General features: G+C 70.3%; 12 protein-coding genes. 9 read left to right on the forward strand and 3 right to left on the reverse strand.

The genetic code is table 11. The features are described 5' to 3' along the window. Positions 1-112: 112 nt before the first annotated feature. The 7 genes from ffh (at position 113) to rplS (ending at position 5,909) form a co-directional block, all read left to right on the forward strand. On the forward strand, positions 113-1,492 hold the full coding sequence (gene ffh, locus HDC36_RS21270) for a signal recognition particle protein (RefSeq protein ID WP_179570848.1): 1,380 nt from the start codon (positions 113-115) through the stop codon (positions 1,490-1,492). 230 nt (positions 1,493-1,722) lie between these two features. After that, entirely contained in the window at positions 1,723-2,793 is a 1,071-nt protein-coding gene (locus HDC36_RS21275) for a nitronate monooxygenase (RefSeq protein ID WP_179570849.1), read from the forward strand. Continuing rightward, positions 2,790-3,590, forward strand: a complete 801-nt coding sequence (locus tag HDC36_RS21280) for an aminotransferase class IV family protein (protein WP_179570850.1) — start codon at positions 2,790-2,792, stop codon at positions 3,588-3,590. The genes HDC36_RS21275 and HDC36_RS21280 overlap by 4 nt, the downstream gene beginning before the upstream one ends. A gap of 96 nt (positions 3,591-3,686) precedes the next feature. Further along, positions 3,687-3,947 (forward strand): 30S ribosomal protein S16, encoded by a 261-nt coding sequence (gene rpsP, locus HDC36_RS21285; protein ID WP_179570851.1) that lies wholly within the window; start codon positions 3,687-3,689, stop codon positions 3,945-3,947. A 43-nt stretch (positions 3,948-3,990) separates the two neighbouring features. Further along, complete coding sequence (rimM, locus tag HDC36_RS21290; protein ID WP_179570852.1) at positions 3,991-4,503, forward strand: ribosome maturation factor RimM; 513 nt, start codon at positions 3,991-3,993, stop codon at positions 4,501-4,503. Between the two features lie 75 nt (positions 4,504-4,578). Then, the gene (gene trmD / locus HDC36_RS21295) at positions 4,579-5,361 is read left to right on the forward strand and encodes a tRNA (guanosine(37)-N1)-methyltransferase TrmD (RefSeq protein ID WP_179570853.1); all 783 of its coding nucleotides are present in this window, start codon (positions 4,579-4,581) and stop codon (positions 5,359-5,361) included. A 131-nt stretch (positions 5,362-5,492) separates the two neighbouring features. After that, positions 5,493-5,909, forward strand: a complete 417-nt coding sequence (gene rplS, locus HDC36_RS21300) for a 50S ribosomal protein L19 (RefSeq protein ID WP_003470862.1) — start codon at positions 5,493-5,495, stop codon at positions 5,907-5,909. A gap of 454 nt (positions 5,910-6,363) precedes the next feature. Here the strand turns inward: rplS and HDC36_RS21305 are convergent, their stop codons facing one another. Continuing rightward, entirely contained in the window at positions 6,364-7,824 is a 1,461-nt protein-coding gene (locus HDC36_RS21305; RefSeq protein WP_179570854.1) for an MATE family efflux transporter, read from the reverse strand. Positions 7,825-8,078: 254 nt separating this feature from the next. Here HDC36_RS21305 and HDC36_RS21310 point away from each other — a divergent pair, with 254 nt between their 5' ends. Both HDC36_RS21310 and HDC36_RS21315 read left to right on the forward strand, forming a co-directional pair. After that, on the forward strand, positions 8,079-8,363 hold the full coding sequence (locus HDC36_RS21310; protein WP_179570855.1) for a hypothetical protein: 285 nt from the start codon (positions 8,079-8,081) through the stop codon (positions 8,361-8,363). Continuing rightward, positions 8,356-8,763, forward strand: a complete 408-nt coding sequence (locus HDC36_RS21315; protein ID WP_179570856.1) for an RNA-binding S4 domain-containing protein — start codon at positions 8,356-8,358, stop codon at positions 8,761-8,763. Before HDC36_RS21310 ends, HDC36_RS21315 begins: the two co-directional genes overlap by 8 nt. 827 nt (positions 8,764-9,590) lie before the next feature. Here the strand turns inward: HDC36_RS21315 and katG are convergent. Further along, a complete protein-coding gene (katG, locus tag HDC36_RS21320) occupies positions 9,591-11,843 on the reverse strand; it encodes a catalase/peroxidase HPI (RefSeq protein ID WP_179570857.1) in 2,253 nt (750 codons plus the stop codon). A 312-nt stretch (positions 11,844-12,155) separates the two neighbouring features. Continuing rightward, on the reverse strand, positions 12,156-15,458 hold the full coding sequence (locus HDC36_RS21325) for an AAA family ATPase (protein WP_179570858.1): 3,303 nt from the start codon (positions 15,456-15,458) through the stop codon (positions 12,156-12,158). Positions 15,459-15,640 lie beyond the last annotated feature (182 nt).

Raw genomic sequence — 15,640 nt, forward strand, 5'->3', positions numbered from 1 at the left:
AGGGCGGGGGCGGCCTGCCGATGCCGCTACGGGCCCGAGCCGGGGCCGGCTCCGGGATCGCCGGCCGGCGCGGCTATAATCGACGACCGTTTCCCGTCTGCGACCCGCCCGCATGTTCGAATCCCTCACCCAACGCCTCTCCGGCACCATGCAGCGCCTGCGCGGCCGCGGCCGCCTGACCGAGGAGAACATCCGCGAAGCCACCCGCGAAGTGCGCATCGCGCTGCTCGAGGCCGACGTCGCGCTGCCGGTGGTGCAGGCGCTGATCGAACGCATCAAGGTGCGCGCGGTCGGCCAGGAAGTGCTCAAGAGCCTGACCCCGGGCCAGGCGCTGATCAAGGTCGTGCGCGACGAGCTGACCACGGTGATGGGCTCGGCCGCCAGCGACCTCAACCTCAACGTACCGGCGCCGGCGATCGTGCTGATGGCCGGCCTGCAGGGCGCGGGCAAGACCACCACGGTCGGCAAGCTGGCCAAGCACCTGAAGGAAAAGCGCAAGAAGAAGGTGATGGTGGTCTCCGCCGACGTCTACCGTCCGGCCGCGATCGAGCAGCTCAAGACGCTGGCCGAGCAGGTCGGGGTGCTGTTCTTCCCGTCCGAGGCCTCGCAGCAGCCGGTGGACATCGTCCGCGCCGCGATCGCCGACGCGCGCAAGTCCTTCGTCGACGTGCTGCTGGTCGACACCGCCGGCCGCCTCGCCATCGACGCGGCGATGATGACCGAGATCAAGGCGCTGCACGCCGCGATCAACCCGGCCGAAACCCTGTTCGTGGTCGATGCGATGACCGGCCAGGACGCGGCCAACACCGCCAAGGCGTTCAGCGAGGCGCTGCCGCTGACCGGCGTGGTGCTGACCAAGACCGACGGCGATGCCCGCGGCGGCGCCGCGCTGAGCGTGCGCTACATCACCGGCAAGCCGATCAAGTTCATCGGCGTGGGCGAGAAGCCCGACGGCCTGGACGTGTTCCATCCCGACCGCCTGGCCAGCCGCATCCTGGACATGGGCGACGTGCTGTCGCTGGTCGAGCAGGTCGAGCACCAGGTCGACAAGGACAAGGCGCAGAAGCTGGCCGAGAAGGTCGCCAAGGGCAAGAAGTTCGACCTCAACGACATGCGCGACCAGCTCGAGCAGATGCAGAACATGGGCGGCATTTCCGGGCTGATGGACAAGCTGCCGGGCATGGGCCAGATCCCCGAGCACCTCAAGCAGCAGGTCGCCGGCAACAAGGACGTGCCGCGGATGATCGCGATCATCGGCTCGATGACCAAGAAGGAGCGGCGCAATCCGACCCTGCTCAACGGTTCGCGCCGCGCCCGCATCGCGCGCGGTTCCGGCACCCAGCCGGCCGACGTCAACAAGCTGATGAAGCAGTTCCAGCAAATGGAAAAGATGATGTCGAAGATGGCCGGCGGCGGCATGAAGGGCCTGATGCGCGGCATGAAGGGCATGATGGGCGGCATGGGCGGACGCGGCGGCCTGCCGTTCCGCTGAGCCGCGGCACTAAAGCCCCTCTCCCACCGGGAGAGGGGTTGGGGTGAGGGTCGGGGCGAAGCCACCTCGCAATGCATGCAGAAGCTAAGGGTGCAGCCCCTGGTCATTCATGCGTGTGCAGCCTTCGCCCCGCGCATCCCGTGCCTACCGCACCCCGCAGCCGCTACACGGAAACTGGCGATATCATCCGCTGCGCTATCCGCCAGCCGCCACCGCGGCATCGACCCGCCATGAACGATTCGCTGCAACACCGCGTGACCGCGTTCTGCTCACGCTTCGGCTTGCGCGTGCCGATCCTGCTGGCGCCGATGGCCGGCGCCTGCCCGGTGCCGTTGTCGGTGGCGGTCGCGCAGGCCGGCGGCATGGGTGCGATGGGTGCGGTGCTGTCCTCGGTCGCGGACATCGGCGCCTGGATGGACGCGTTTCGGCGCGACAGCGACGGGCCGGCGCAGGTCAACCTGTGGGTGCCGGATCCGCCGCCGCTGCGCGACGCCGCCGCCGAGGCGGCCACGCGCGCGTTCCTCGCGCAGTGGGGGCCGCAGGTCGAGGCTGCCGACGGCGATGCCGGTCCAGCCGATTTCGACGCGCAATGCGCCGCGCTGCTGGACGCGCGTCCCGCGGTGGCGTCCTCGATCATGGGCCTGTTCCCGCCGGCCTTCGTCGCGCAGCTGAAGCAGGCCGGCATCGCCTGGTTCGCCTGTGCCACCACGCTGGACGAGGCGCTGGCGGCGCAGGTGGCCGGCGCCGATGCGGTGGTCGCGCAGGGCGCGGAGGCCGGCGGCCACCGCGGCGCGTTCGATGCGGCGCGCGCCGAGCAGCAGCTGACCGGGCTGTTCGCGTTGCTGCCGCGGTTGGCCGATCGGCTGGACGTGCCGGTGATCGCCGCCGGCGGCATCGCCGATGGCCGCGGCATCGCTGCGGCGCTGACCCTGGGGGCCAGCGCGGTACAGATCGGCACCGCCTTCCTGCGCACCCCGGAGGCGGCGCTGGCGCCAGCCTGGGCCGAGGCGCTGGCACGCGCCGAGCCGGAACAGACCGTGCCGACCCGCGCCTTTTCCGGCCGCCTCGGCCGCGCGCTGGCCACCGACTACGTGCGCGCCGCCGCCGAGCCGACGGCGCCGTCGCCGCGGCCCTACCCGGTGCAGCGCGGGCTGACCGCGCCGATGCGCCAGGCCGCGGTGCGCGAAGGCCGCCTGGCGGCGATGCAGGCCTGGGCCGGGCAGTCGGCGTGGATGGCGCCGGCGCAGCCGGCGGCGACGCTGCTCGAGCGCTGGTGGGACCAGGCGCAGGCGCTGCTGTGAGCGCGAGGCTGTTCTGCAACGGACGGCCGGCGAGCGCGGAGGCATTGGCCGCGCCGGCGCTGGTCAACTACGGCCACTTCAGCACGATGCAGGTCCGCGACGGCGCGGTGCGCGGCTTCGATCTGCATCTGCGGCGGCTCGATGAGGCCACCCGCACGCTGTTCGGCAGCGAACTGCCGGCCGCCCGGATCCGCGCCGAACTGCGCGCGGCGCTGCAGGCATTCGGCAGCGGCGATGCGTCGCTGCGCGCCAGCGTGTTCGCCCGCGACTTCGATTTTCGCCGCGCCGATGCGGCCTGCACGCCGGAACTGCTGGTCTCGCTGGCTGCGCCCGCGCAGGCGGATGCCACGCCCTTGCGGCTGCGCAGCGCGGTGTTCGCGCGCGAACTGCCGCAGATCAAGCACGCCGGCACGTTCGCCTTGTTCCACCAACGCCGGCTGGCGCTGCAGGCCGGCTTCGACGATGCGCTGTTCGTCGGCGCGCAAGGGCTGGTTGCCGAGGGGTCGATCTGGAACCTGGGTGCGTGGGACGGGCAGGGCGTGGTGTGGCCGCAGGCGCCGGCCCTGCGCGGCACCCAGGAGCGGTTGCTGCAGGCCGGCCTGGCCAAGCTCGGCATCGCCCAGCAGGTGCGGCCGCTGCACCTGCGCGAACTGGCCGGGTGTGCCGCCGCCTTCGCCTGCAATGCGCGCGGCCAGCAGGCCATCGCCGCGGTGGACGGGCAGGCGCTGGGGCCGGCCGCGGAGCTGTTGCGGATACTGAACGCCGCTGTCGAGACCCAGGCCTGGCAAGCCATCTGACCGGTCTGGGGGCGACTTGGCAGCGTTCCGCGCGCCCGCTATAATCGCCGGCTTACCGCGCCATCCTGGCGACTGGGCAACACCGGAAAACTCACCATGGTCAAGATTCGCCTTACCCGTGGCGGCGCCAAGAAGCGCCCCTTCTACCACATCATCGTCACCGACGTGCGCAGCGCGCGCGACGGCCGCAACATCGAGCGCCTGGGCTATTACAACCCGGTCGCGCAGGGCGCCGAGCCGCGTATCGTGCTCGACCTGCCGCGCGTTGACCATTGGGTGTCCAATGGCGCGCAGCTGACCGACAAGGTGCGCAACCTGTACAAGGAAGCGACCAAGGCCCAGGCCACCGCGGCCTGATCCTGCGGGCCGCGCCTGGCGCGGCCCTTCGGTTTTTGCACCCATGAAAGACAGCCAGCGCCGTATCCTGCTGGGCAGGATCCTGGGCGCCTTCGGCGTACGTGGCGAGGCCAAGCTCGAGTCGTGGACCGAGCCACGCCTCGCCATTTTTCGCTACCAGCCCTGGATCGTGCGCAAGCCCGACGGCAGCGAAAGCACCCTCAGCGGGGTGCGCGGCCGCGAATCCAGCAAGCATCTGGTGGTCACCTTGCCCGACGTCACCGATCGCGATGCGGTCGAGGCGCTGCGCGGCACCGAGATCTACGTGGCGCGCGACACCCTGCCGCCGCCCAAGCCCGACGAATACTACTGGGTGGACCTGGAAGGCCTGGACGTGCGCACCGTCGACGGCGTGGCCCTGGGCCAGGTCTCGCACCTGTTCTCCAACGGCGCCAACGACGTGCTGGTGGTGCGCGGCGACCGCGAGCGGCTGCTGCCGTTCGTGCAGCCGGACTACGTCAAGTCGGTGGATTTCGAGGCCAACCTGATCGTGGTCGACTGGGACCCCGAGTTCTGAGCGAGGCAGGCGCATGCGCCTGCTGTGGCCGTTGCTCTGACCAATCCCCAATCCCGACTCCCCAATCCCCGCCCCATGCGCATCGACGTCATCAGCCTGTTCCCCGAATTCGTCGCCCAGTGCGCCGCGTTCGGCGTGGTCGGGCGTGCGCAGGAGCGCGCGCTGCTGGCGCTGCACGGCTGGAATCCGCGCGACTATGCCACCGGCGGCTACCGCAAGGTGGACGACCGCCCGTTCGGCGGCGGTCCGGGCATGGTGATGATGATCGAGCCGCTGCAGGCCTGCCTGCAGGCGGTGCGCGAGGCCGACCCGCAACCGGCGCCGGTCATCTACCTGAGCCCGCAGGGCGCGCCGCTGACCCAGGCCAAGGCCCGCCAGCTGGCGGCCTTGCCGCGGCTGGTGCTGCTGTGCGGACGCTACGAGGGGGTGGACGAGCGCTTCGTCGCCGCGGCGGTGGACGAGGAGATCTCGATCGGCGACTACGTGCTGTCCGGCGGCGAGCTGGCTGCCGCAGTGCTGGTCGATGCGGTGACCCGGTTGCAGGAGGGCGCGCTGAACGATGCCGAGTCCGCCGCCCAGGACAGCTTCGAAGGCCCGGACGGGCTGCTCGACTGCCCGCACTACACCCATCCGCGCGAGCACGCGCTGGGCGAGGTGCCGGCCATCCTGCGCTCCGGCAACCATGCCGCGATCGCGCGCTGGCGGCGCATGCAGGCTCTGGGCCGGACCTGGCTGCGGCGCCCGGACCTGCTGGACGAGGCGGCGCTGAGCGCGGCCGACCGCCGCCTGCTGGAAGAATTCCGCCAGGGCCTGCAGGCCGATCCGGCCCCCGTGCAGGAAAATCCATCCAAGCCCTAGCCATGGCGGCACGACTGGGTTAAAATGCCCGGCTTTCCGGCCTAGCCATCTGCGCTTGGCCCATCCGTATATCGCGCAATCGCCGTGCGGCGACTGCCGGACCACCTCACCAGACACAAGCGGTGCCCACCATGAGCAAGCTCAACAAGACCATCCTGGCCGACTTCGAAGCCGCCCAGATCCAGCGCAAGCTGCCGGAGTTCAACCAGGGCGACACCATCGTCGTCAACGTCAAGGTGAAGGAAGGCAACCGCGAGCGCGTCCAGGCCTACGAAGGCGTGGTGATCGGCACCAAGAACGCCGGCCTGAACTCCTCGTTCACCGTGCGCAAGATCTCCCACGGCTTCGGCGTGGAGCGCGTGTTCCAGAGCCACAGCGCCATCATCGACTCGGTCGAAGTGAAGCGCCGCGGCAAGGTCCGCGCCGGCAAGCTGTACTACCTGCGTGGCCTGGAAGGCAAGGCCGCCCGCATCAAGGAAGATCTGGCCGCCGCTGCACAGGCCAAGGTCGCGCGTCAGGCCGCTGCGGCCGCCGCCAAGGCCGAGTAATCCCCCGGCGACTTCGGTCGCTGCCGCGACGGCCGCCTTCGGGCGGCCGTTTGCGTTTGGGCGGCGGTGTGGCTGCGATGGCGCGTGGCTGCGCCGCTGCGCTCGATATGTCGGGCTTGCGCTCGGCATGACGCGGGCTGGGGATTTCCGGTCGGGGGCGAAGGCTCCTGCCGCAGCGCACCCAGCAGGCCAGCCGCAAATCCTGTAGGAGCGGTTTCAACCGCGACCGAGCGAAGCCGCGGACCATTCGCGTGGCCAGCGCGTCGGCGGCTTCAGCCCCGACGGCGTTCTCTCGATGCCGCTTCGGCCGAGGCGGAGTGAGCGCGCTTCCCGGAGCCGTCGAAGGCGGCATGTGGGAGCGACTTCAGTCGCGACGGGACTTCCCGGGAAATCCCGTCGCCATCGAGGCCGCTCCCACAGGCGATCGCCTCGATCGAAACGCGGGCGCGCAGGCTCAGCGCGCCGGCTCCTGCACGATCGACACGTCCGCGACCGCGGCCGGCGGCGCCGCCGGCACTTCCGCCGGATGCGCCATTTCCTCGGGGCGCGGCTGGCTCAGCATCTGCGCCTTGCGCCAGTTGCCCCAGCGGTAATAGGCCAGCGACAAGGCCATCGCGCAGATCGAACTGGTCGGGAAGCTCCACCACACCGCATCGGCGCCGAACTGCGGCTGCAGCAACTGCGCGAACGGCACGCGGATGCCCCACAGCGCCAGCGCCAGGATCAGCAGCGGCGGCATCACCGCGCCGGTGGCACGGACCACGCCGGAGATCACGAAGGTCACGCCGAAGAACAGGAACGACCACACCGCGATGTGGTTGAGGTGGCGCGCGATCTCCAGCGCCGCGCTGTGCGGCGGCAGGAACAGCGCCAGGGTCCAGCGATCGAGCAGGATCAGCGGCGCGATCAGCGCGCCGGTCAGCAGGAAGTTGAACAGCACGCCCTGCCGCGCGGTCGCCGCGACCCGGTCCCAGCGCTGCGCGCCGACGTTCTGCGCGGCCATCGACGAACAGGCCGCGCCGATCGCCATCGCCGGCATCTGCACGTACGTCCACAGTTGCATCGCCGCGCCGTAGGCGGCCGAGGTATCGGTGCCGTAGCCGTTGACCATCGAGATCATCACGATCATCGCCAGCGAGATCAGCACCATCTGCAGGCCCATCGGCACGCCCTTGACCACCAGCGCGCGCAGGATCGTCGGGTCGATGCGGAACAGCCGCGCGTCCTGCCGGCCCAGCCACAGCACATGGCGCTTGTGCCGCAGGTACAGCAGCAGGCCGCCCAGGGCGATGGCCTGGGCGATCAGCGTGGCCCAGGCGGCGCCGGCGATGCCCAGCTTCGGGAACGGCCCCAACCCGAACAGCAGCAGCGGATTGAAGCCGATATCCAGCGCCACCGACAGCAGCAGGAAGCGGAACGGGGTGCGCGAGTCGCCGGTGCCGCGCAGCGCAGCCGACAGGAACGCGAACGCGTACAGCAGCGGCATCGCCAGGAAGATCACTCGCAGATAGGCCTCGGCCAGCGGCAGCGAGGCGGCCGGGGTGCCCATCGCCGCGAGCAGGTGCCGCGCCAGCCACCAGCCGCCGGCCGCGATCAGCACCGAGATGCCGATGAAGAACGTGGCGCTGGTGCCCATCACCCGCCGCGCCTGGACCACGTCGCCGCGGCCCATCGCCTGGCCGATCAGGATGGTGGCGGCCATGCCGATGCCGAACACCGAGCCGATCAGGAAGAACATGATGCTGTTGGCGTTGGCCGCCGCGGTCAGCGCCGCCTCGCCGAGGTAGCGGCCCACCCAGATCGCGTTGACCGACCCGTTCAGCGACTGCGCGATGTTGCCGGCCAGGATCGGCAGCGCGAACAGCAGCAACTGCCGGCCGATCGGGCCTTCGGTGAGGGTGGCGGGCTTGGCCATCGCTTGCCTGCAGGGACGGGAGCGGGAAGCCGCGCACACTAGCACCTGCGCGCGACCCCGGGGAGGCGACGCATGGCAGATGTGGCGCGGCGGCGAACGTCCTAGACTAAAGGCGTCGATGCTGAAGCGGCGATCGCCGCCCGCCGATGGTGCGCCGGCCCGTCGGCGGTGCAGGCGCACGCGGCCGGGCCTTGCGGTGCAGTTTCAGGCCTGGGCGCAGGCTGTCGGCGCAGCACTCACCGGAGGAACTTGCAATGCCGCGATCGCGCCGCAATCTGCAGTGGATCGGATGCAGCGCGCTGGCGCTGGCACTGGCCGCTTGTGCCGACAACGCGCGCCGGGACGATGCCGACCTGCGACCGGGCGAGCGCCCGGAATGCCTGGTCGGCGAGGACGCCAGTGCGCTCCCGCGCCGCGCCGACGGCCTGGCCGCCAGCCAGCGCCAGCAGCGCTGCCATCCGCAGGAGTCGCTTCAGTGGTCCGGCGAGCGACGCGACGATCGACCGATGAACGTGGATTTCCGTAAACGCGATGAATGAACCGCTAGCGCAACCGAGTGTGGTCCGACTGGATGTCTGGCTGTGGGCCGCACGCTTCTTCAAGACCCGCAGCGTGGCCAAGCAGGCGGTGGAGACCGGCAAGGTCGACGTGGCCGGGCAGCGGCCGAAATCCTCGCGCGCGGTGCGCGTGGGCGAGCAGTTGCGCGTGGAGCGCGGCGAGGAGGTGTTCGAGATCCAGGTGCTGGCGCTCAGCGACGACCGCGGCCCGGCCAGCGTCGCGCAGACGCTGTACCAGGAGAGCGAGGCCTCGCGCGAGCGGCGCGCGCAGCAACGCGCGCAACGCAGCGCCGAACGCAACGGCTACCAGGCGCCCGAGGGCAAGCCGGACAAGCGTGCGCGGCGGTTGATCCGCGCGCTGGGCGATCTGGACGCGTTGTAGGGGCTTTGACGGGGACGGTCGTTTCCGAAGACGCGACGACGCGGGCCAACGTGCGCTGGGCAGATGCGCCGCGCTCCGCTCGATGCCCGCGGCCCCTCGCTCGCTTTCGCCGGCTGGGGTGCTTTCCCACGCATCGTGCAGTCGGGACTGAAGTCCCTCCTACAGTGCACCCAGCCAGCGTGCCGCGGAGTTCCTGTAGGAGCGGCTTCAGCCGCGACGAGCGAAGCGGTGGACCGATCGGTGTCGGAGAGTGTCGGGACTGAAGTCCCTCCTACAGTGCACCCAGCTGGCGCGCCGCGGAGTTCCTGTAGGAGCGGCTTCAGCCGCGACGAGCGAAGCGGTGGACCGATCGGTGTCGGAGAATGTCGGGACTGAAGTCCCTCCTACAGTGCACCCAGCCGGCACGCCGCGGAGTCCCTGTAGGAGCGGCTTCAGCCGCGACAAACAACGTGGTGAACCTGATTGGTCAGGCCGGGCGGGGCAGATGGCCCAAGGCCACTCGAAGTCTCACAACAGCGCAACAGCCAACGTGCCGCGAGTCCCTGTGGGAGCGACTTCAGTCGCGACGAACGAAGCGGTGACCTGTCGGTGTCGGGTAGCGTGGGATTGAGGGCCCGAGACCCCGAGTCACTTTCAACGACCGACTTGCATCAGCCTTGGCGTCGCGATGCCTATGTCATGACGCTCACGCAAACGCCCCGGCAAGCCGGGGCGTTTTTTACATAGGCCGCGCAGTGCAGCAACTGCGTCCGCCGACCCGCTCCGGATCATCCGGGCAGGCCTGACCGATCAGCAGCCTGCCCAATGCACCGGGCAGGCCCTCGATCTCATGCCGCCAGATCGAAACGGTCCAGCTGCATCACCTTGCTCCAGGCCGCGACGAAGTCCCGCACGAACTTCTCCTGCGCATCGGCGCTGGCATACACCTCGGCCAGCGCACGCAGGATCGAGTTGGAGCCGAACACCAGATCCACGCGCGTGCCGGTCCACGTTTGCTCGCCGCTGGTGCGATCGCGGCCCGCGTACAGTTCCTTGGTGTCCGAAGTCGCCTTCCACTCGATCCCCATGTCCAGCAGGTTGGCGAAGAAGTCGTTGCTCAGCGTGTCGGTGCGCTTGGTGAACACGCCATGCGCCGACTGCCCGACATTGGCGCCGAGCACGCGCAGGCCGCCGACCAGCACGGTCATCTCCGGCGCGGTCAGGGTCAGCAGCTGCGCCTTGTCGATCAGCAGCGCTTCGGCGGAGACCGCGTAGCGGCGCTTGCTGTAGTTGCGGAAGCCGTCTGCAGCCGGTTCGAGCACGGCGAACGATTCGACGTCGGTCTGCGCCTGCGTGGCGTCCATGCGCCCCGGCACGAACGGCACGGTCAGGGTCTGCCCCGCGTTCTTCGCAGCCTGCTCGACCGCAGCCGCGCCGCCGAGCACGATCAGGTCGGCCAGCGAGATCTTCTTGCCGCCGCTCTGCGCGCCGTTGAACTGCGCCTGGATGCGCTCCAGCACCGACAGGACCTGCGCCAGCTGTTCCGGCTGGTTGACCTCCCAGTCCTTCTGCGGGGCCAGGCGGATGCGCGCGCCGTTGGCGCCGCCGCGCTTGTCCGAGCCGCGGAAGGTGGAGGCCGAGGCCCATGCAGTGGACACCAGTTGGGTGATGCTCAGGCCCGAACCGAGCAGCGTCTGCTTCAGGGTGGCGATGTCCTGCGCATCGACCAGCGCGTGGTCCAGCGCGGGGATCGGATCCTGCCAGACCAGTTCTTCGGCCGGCACCTCGGGACCCAGGTAGCGCGCACGCGGACCCATGTCGCGGTGGGTCAGCTTGAACCAGGCGCGGGCGAAGGCATCGGCGAACTGCTCGGGGTGTTCCAGGAAGCGGCGCGAGATCGCGGCGTAGGCCGGATCGAAGCGCAGCGCCAGGTCGGTGGTGAGCATGGTCGGCAGATGCTTCTTCGACGCATCGTGCGCGTCCGGGATCAGCGCCTCGGCATTCTTCGCCACCCACTGGTGCGCGCCGGCCGGGCTCTTGCTCAGCTCCCACTCGAACTTGAACAGGTGTTCGAAGAAATCGTGGCTCCACTGCGCCGGGGTGGTGGTCCAGGTGACCTCCAGGCCGCTGGTGATGGTGTCGCCGCCCTTGCCGCTGCCGAAGCTGTTGTGCCAGCCCAGGCCCTGCGCGCCCAGGTCGCTGGCTTCCGGTTCGGCGCCGACGTGGTCGGCCGGGCCGGCGCCGTGGGTCTTGCCGAAGGTGTGGCCGCCGGCGATCAGCGCGACCGTCTCTTCGTCGTTCATCGCCATGCGCGCGAAGGTGTCGCGGATGTCCTTGGCGGCGAGCAGCGGATCCGGATTGCCGTCCGGGCCTTCCGGATTGACGTAGATCAGGCCCATCTGCACCGCGGCCAGCGGGTTCTCCAGATCGCGCGTGTGCACGTCGCCATCGGCGTCGTCGTCGGAGACCAGTACGCCGCCGGCCTTGTCCACGCCGTCCGAGCCGTGCGCATAGCGCACGTCGCCGCCCAGCCAGGTGGTCTCGCGGCCCCAGTACACGTCCTGGTCCGGCTCCCAGGTGTCTTCGCGGCCGCCGGCGAAACCGAAGGTCTTGAAGCCCATCGATTCCAGCGCGACGTTGCCGGTGAGGATCATCAGGTCGGCCCAGGAAATGGCCTGCCCGTACTTCTGCTTGATCGGCCACAGCAGGCGCCGCGCCTTGTCCAGGCTGACGTTGTCCGGCCAGCTGTTGAGCGGGGCGAAGCGTTGCTGGCCGCGGCCGCCGCCGCCACGGCCATCGCCGGTGCGATAGGTGCCGGCGCTATGCCAGGCCATGCGGATGAACAACGGGCCGTAATGGCCGAAATCGGCCGGCCACCAGTCCTGCGAATCGGTCATCAACGCGTGCAGGTCCCGCTTCAGCGCCTGCAGGTCGAGCGCGTTGAAGGCCTTGGCGTAATCGAACGTCTCGCCCAGCGGGTTGGATCTGGACGAATGCTGGCTGAGCAGGTCCACGCGCAATTGCTTGGGCCACCAGTCCTTGTTGGTGGTGCCTTCGGCGGCGGCGCTGTGGTTGAACGGGCATTTGGCTTCGGTGTTCATCGGTCTCTACCTTCGTGCGCAAGGGACGCGCCTGTGGGCCTGGCGGTCGCTGGGGATGGGGCGGGTGTCGGAAAGCGGGGTCGCGTTAGCGATGCGTCGGCGCAATGCGGAAGAGGCGATCACTGGGCTGGCGCATGGCGGGCTCGGGCTGATTCGGTAGGTGCAGACTATCGGTGGCTGAATTCTTTATAAAATTGATTGATCGAAATGATTCGATAGGGAACGACAATCGCAAGGCGGGGCGCGGCGCGGCGATCGTGGCGCATGCCGCGCGCGCTGTCTGGGAGCGGCGTGCGCCGCCGCCAGCGCGGTTCAGGCGCTGGGCATCACGTCGAAATCGCCGCCCAGCACGCGCTCCAGCCGGCCGCTGCGCCAACCGCGCACGCTGTCGCGCACCAGCGGCGCCGGCGCGATGCGGTAGCGGCGGCACACGCGCAGTTCGTCGTCGGCATCCGACGCGCGCCGGGCCTGTCCGGGCAGGTCCGGCGCGACCCGCACCTGTGCGCTGAGCCGGCGCAGCGCCGGTTCGTCGGCGTCCTGTTCCTGCACGTGCAGGCCGGTCTCCGGTTGCAGCAGATCCAGCGCGCCGAAGCCGGCGATCGCCAGCCAGGCGCGGCCCTGCTCCGGATCCTGCTGCAGCACCTCCACGCGCATGTTGCGTTGCGCGGCCCACGCCAGATACATCTGCAGCAACTGCTGCCACCAGCGCCGCGCGTCGGCGGGATGGCGGTGCAGTTCGCTGGCGCCGATGCGCAGGTCCAGCAGCGCGTCCTGCGGGCGTTGCTCCTGCAGCGCGTCGCTGGCCAGTTGCAGCAGCCACAGCAATTGCGCCAGGCGGGCGACGAATTCGCCGTCGCGCTGCACGCCGTCCAGCCGCGCGCGCATGCGTCCGGCACTGTCCAGTGCGCTTTCGATGCGGTCGCGGCGTTCGATCCGGTCCAGCACCTGGAAGCGGGTGGGCTGCGACCAGAAATCGGGTTCGCCCATGCTGGCGAAATCCGCTTCCCGCGCCAGCCGCCATGCGCTTGCGGCGTGGGCCTCGTGCAGGACGTGCAGGGCCGTGTCCAGGCGCGTCAGCGCCGCGCCGCCGGTGACCGGCGCGTAGACGATGTCGCGCAGGTCCGCCGGCGCCGCCGGGTCGGCGACGGTGCCCGCTGCGGGCATGGACGCGGGTGCATCGGGGGCGATGAAGCGCACGTCGAGGCGATCGCCGGCACCGCGCACGAACAGGAACTGGTCGCCTTCCGGCGCACGCTGTTCGACGATGCTGCGCGCCAGCGGCGCGAGCAGGTGCTGCTCGATCGCGCGGCGCAGCGGGCGTGCGCCCAGGTCCGGGGTGAAGCCGCGATCGAGCAGGAATTCGATCGCCGACGGCTCCCATTCCACCGCCCAGGCGCGGTTGCGCAGGCCGCGCCGGGTCAGCGTGCGATCGAGTTCCTTGTGCAGGATCTCGCGCATCAGCGCGCGGTCCAGCGGGTTGAACAGCACCACCCGATCGAGCCGGTTGATGAACTCGCGGCGGAAGGTGTCGTACACCGCCTTCTCCACCGCGCTGCGCGAGTAGCCGCCGGCGACGGTGGCGAAGCCGGGGCCGGCGCCGCGGGCGAGGGTGGCGCCGACGTTGCTGGTCAGGATGATGATGCTGTGGCGGAAGTCGGCGGTGTTGCCGTTGCGATCGCTCAGCCGCGCGTCGTCGAACACCTGCAGGAACAGGTCCCAGACCTTGGGGTGGGCCTTCTCGAACTCGTCCAGCAACACCACCGAGAACGGCTGCTCGCGGATCCGCGCGATCAGCGTGCGCTGGCCGGCGCTGTCGTCGCCGGTGAGCCGCGACAGCGCGTCCTCGCCCTGGAATTCGCTCATGTCCAGGCGCAGCAGGCGCTCGGCGTTGCCGAACAGCAGCTCGCCCAGCGCCTTGGCCAGTTCGGTCTTGCCGGTGCCGGTGGGGCCGGCGAACAGGAACACGCCGATCGGGCGATGGCTGTCGACCAGGCCGGCCTTGAGCATGGCGATGCGATCGAGCAGGGTCTCCACCGCTTCGTCCTGGCCGAGCACGCGCTGGCGGAAAAAGCGGCGCAGCGCGTCCAGTTCCAGCCGCTGGCGATCGTCGATCACGTCCAGCGGCAGGCCGCTGCGCTTGGCCACGGCCTGCAGCAGCGCATCGTCGTCGATCGGCAGGCGCGGCGTCTCGGCGCCGGTCGCGGCCTGCAAGGTCTCGTCCAGCAACTGCAGCAGCCGCCCCGGCTCGTGCTGCTCGGGGAAGTACTGTGCGGCCATGCGTTCGGCCTCGGCCAGGGTGCGCGCGTCGATCACCTCCGCCTGCAGCGTCTGCCGCTGCGCCTGCGCCCACCGTTCGCCGATCTGCGCCAGCGCGGCGGGGGCGGCCGGCGCCAGCGTGACCACTTCGAAGCGCGAGCGCGTTGCCGGCCGCGCCACCTGCAGCTGCGCCAGCTGCCGCGGCGTGATCTCGCCGATCAGGCGCAATTCGCCACGCTCCAGCGCCGGCAGCACCAGGTCGAGGATGCCGCGCGGGTCGCGCGAGTGCGAGCCCTTGTGCAGCAGGTCGTAGAAGTCGGGCGCGCGCCACAACGCGCGTTCGCGGTGCAGCACCGCCAGCATCTCGCGGATGCGGCCTTCCAGTTCGCCGATGTAGCTCTGCCCGGCGAGGATCTCCGCCGCCGACGCTTCGAATACGCGCCAGCCTTCGGCCAGCAGGCGTTCGCTGAGCAGATCGATCAGCACGCTCTTGCCGACGCCGTGCTCGCCGACCAGCAGCACCGGCTGCGGCGGCGTGGCCACCAACTGCTCGTAGGCGCGCTGCAGCGCTGCGTCCAGCGCGGGATGACGCAGGCGCAGGCGCGGCGGCAGCGTGGCGACGACGCGGCCGAAACCGCCGAGCACGCGCTGCTCGCGGCGCAGGCTGCGCGCGTCCTGCAGGCGCTGCAGGAACGGCTCCAGCACCGGCTCCTTGAACTGGCCGAGGGTGTCGGCCAGCTTGGCCAGCGCCTCGTCGTCCAGTCCGTCGAACTCCACCGCGCGGTCCGCCGGCGCCTTGCCCGCGGCCCAGTGCAGATAGCCGCGCAGGCGCTGCCGGAACGGCACGAAGCCCCACCACCAGTCGCGCGCCTGGCGCAGCAGCAGATGCAGGTGATCGGCGTCCGGCAGCGTCTGCAGGTAGTCGAGCACGAAGTTGAGCGGATACGAGCCCAGGTGCGGCAGCAGTTCCAGCACCGCGTCCGGATCGCTGCGGCGGCGCTGCGGCAGCGCCACCGCGGCCATCGACGGCAGCGCGTAGCCGGGGCTGCCGAGCGCTTCGAGCACCGCCTGGTCGGAGAACTCCGCGCTGGCCAGCAGGGTCGCGCCTTGCTGGAACTGTGCGATCCGCAACAGATCGGCCGGGCTCTGGATCTGGTCGTCCAGCGCTTCCACCTGCTGGCGCAATCGCTGCAGGTGCTGGGCCGGGGTTTCCCCGGTCAGCGCTTCGGGCGCTTCCGGCTTGGGGTCGGGTTCGGGTGCCGACTGCGGCGTGCGCGGAGCGGCCGATCCCGCGCGTCTGAAGACGTGCAACAGCAAACCGCCCACGACGACGCCGATCACGAACAGGTAGATCTCCAAGCGAGGCTCCTTCAGTGCCTACCGATGCGGTTGGAAGCGGCCACGTCGCGGTGCTGGATGGCGGCCCGGGTGCCGGACGCGGCTGCGTCGAGCGCCATGCCTGGTCGCGCCGGTTGCGGTGCCGTGGCTTGCGGGCATATCGACATGCGTTGCCTTGCTTCCTTGTGCTGAGCGCGTCCACC

Origin of the sequence: Xanthomonas sp. JAI131 (assembly GCF_013410075.1) — a bacterium.
GTDB classification, from domain to species: Bacteria; Pseudomonadota; Gammaproteobacteria; order Xanthomonadales; family Xanthomonadaceae; genus Xanthomonas_A; species Xanthomonas_A bonasiae.

What these genes read in the sequence shown, in the direction of transcription:
- ffh (WP_179570848.1), top strand. Translation starts at nt 113, where the DNA reads ATGTTCGAATCCCTCACCCAACGCCTCTCCGGCACCATGCAGCGCCTG.
- HDC36_RS21275 (WP_179570849.1), top strand. Translation starts at nt 1,723, where the DNA reads ATGAACGATTCGCTGCAACACCGCGTGACCGCGTTCTGCTCACGCTTC.
- rpsP (WP_179570851.1), top strand. Translation starts at nt 3,687, where the DNA reads ATGGTCAAGATTCGCCTTACCCGTGGCGGCGCCAAGAAGCGCCCCTTC.
- rimM (WP_179570852.1), top strand. Translation starts at nt 3,991, where the DNA reads ATGAAAGACAGCCAGCGCCGTATCCTGCTGGGCAGGATCCTGGGCGCC.
- trmD (WP_179570853.1), top strand. Translation starts at nt 4,579, where the DNA reads ATGCGCATCGACGTCATCAGCCTGTTCCCCGAATTCGTCGCCCAGTGC.
- rplS (WP_003470862.1), top strand. Translation starts at nt 5,493, where the DNA reads ATGAGCAAGCTCAACAAGACCATCCTGGCCGACTTCGAAGCCGCCCAG.
- HDC36_RS21305 (WP_179570854.1), bottom strand. Translation starts at nt 7,824, where the DNA reads ATGGCCAAGCCCGCCACCCTCACCGAAGGCCCGATCGGCCGGCAGTTG.
- HDC36_RS21310 (WP_179570855.1), top strand. Translation starts at nt 8,079, where the DNA reads ATGCCGCGATCGCGCCGCAATCTGCAGTGGATCGGATGCAGCGCGCTG.
- HDC36_RS21315 (WP_179570856.1), top strand. Translation starts at nt 8,356, where the DNA reads ATGAATGAACCGCTAGCGCAACCGAGTGTGGTCCGACTGGATGTCTGG.
- katG (WP_179570857.1), bottom strand. Translation starts at nt 11,843, where the DNA reads ATGAACACCGAAGCCAAATGCCCGTTCAACCACAGCGCCGCCGCCGAA.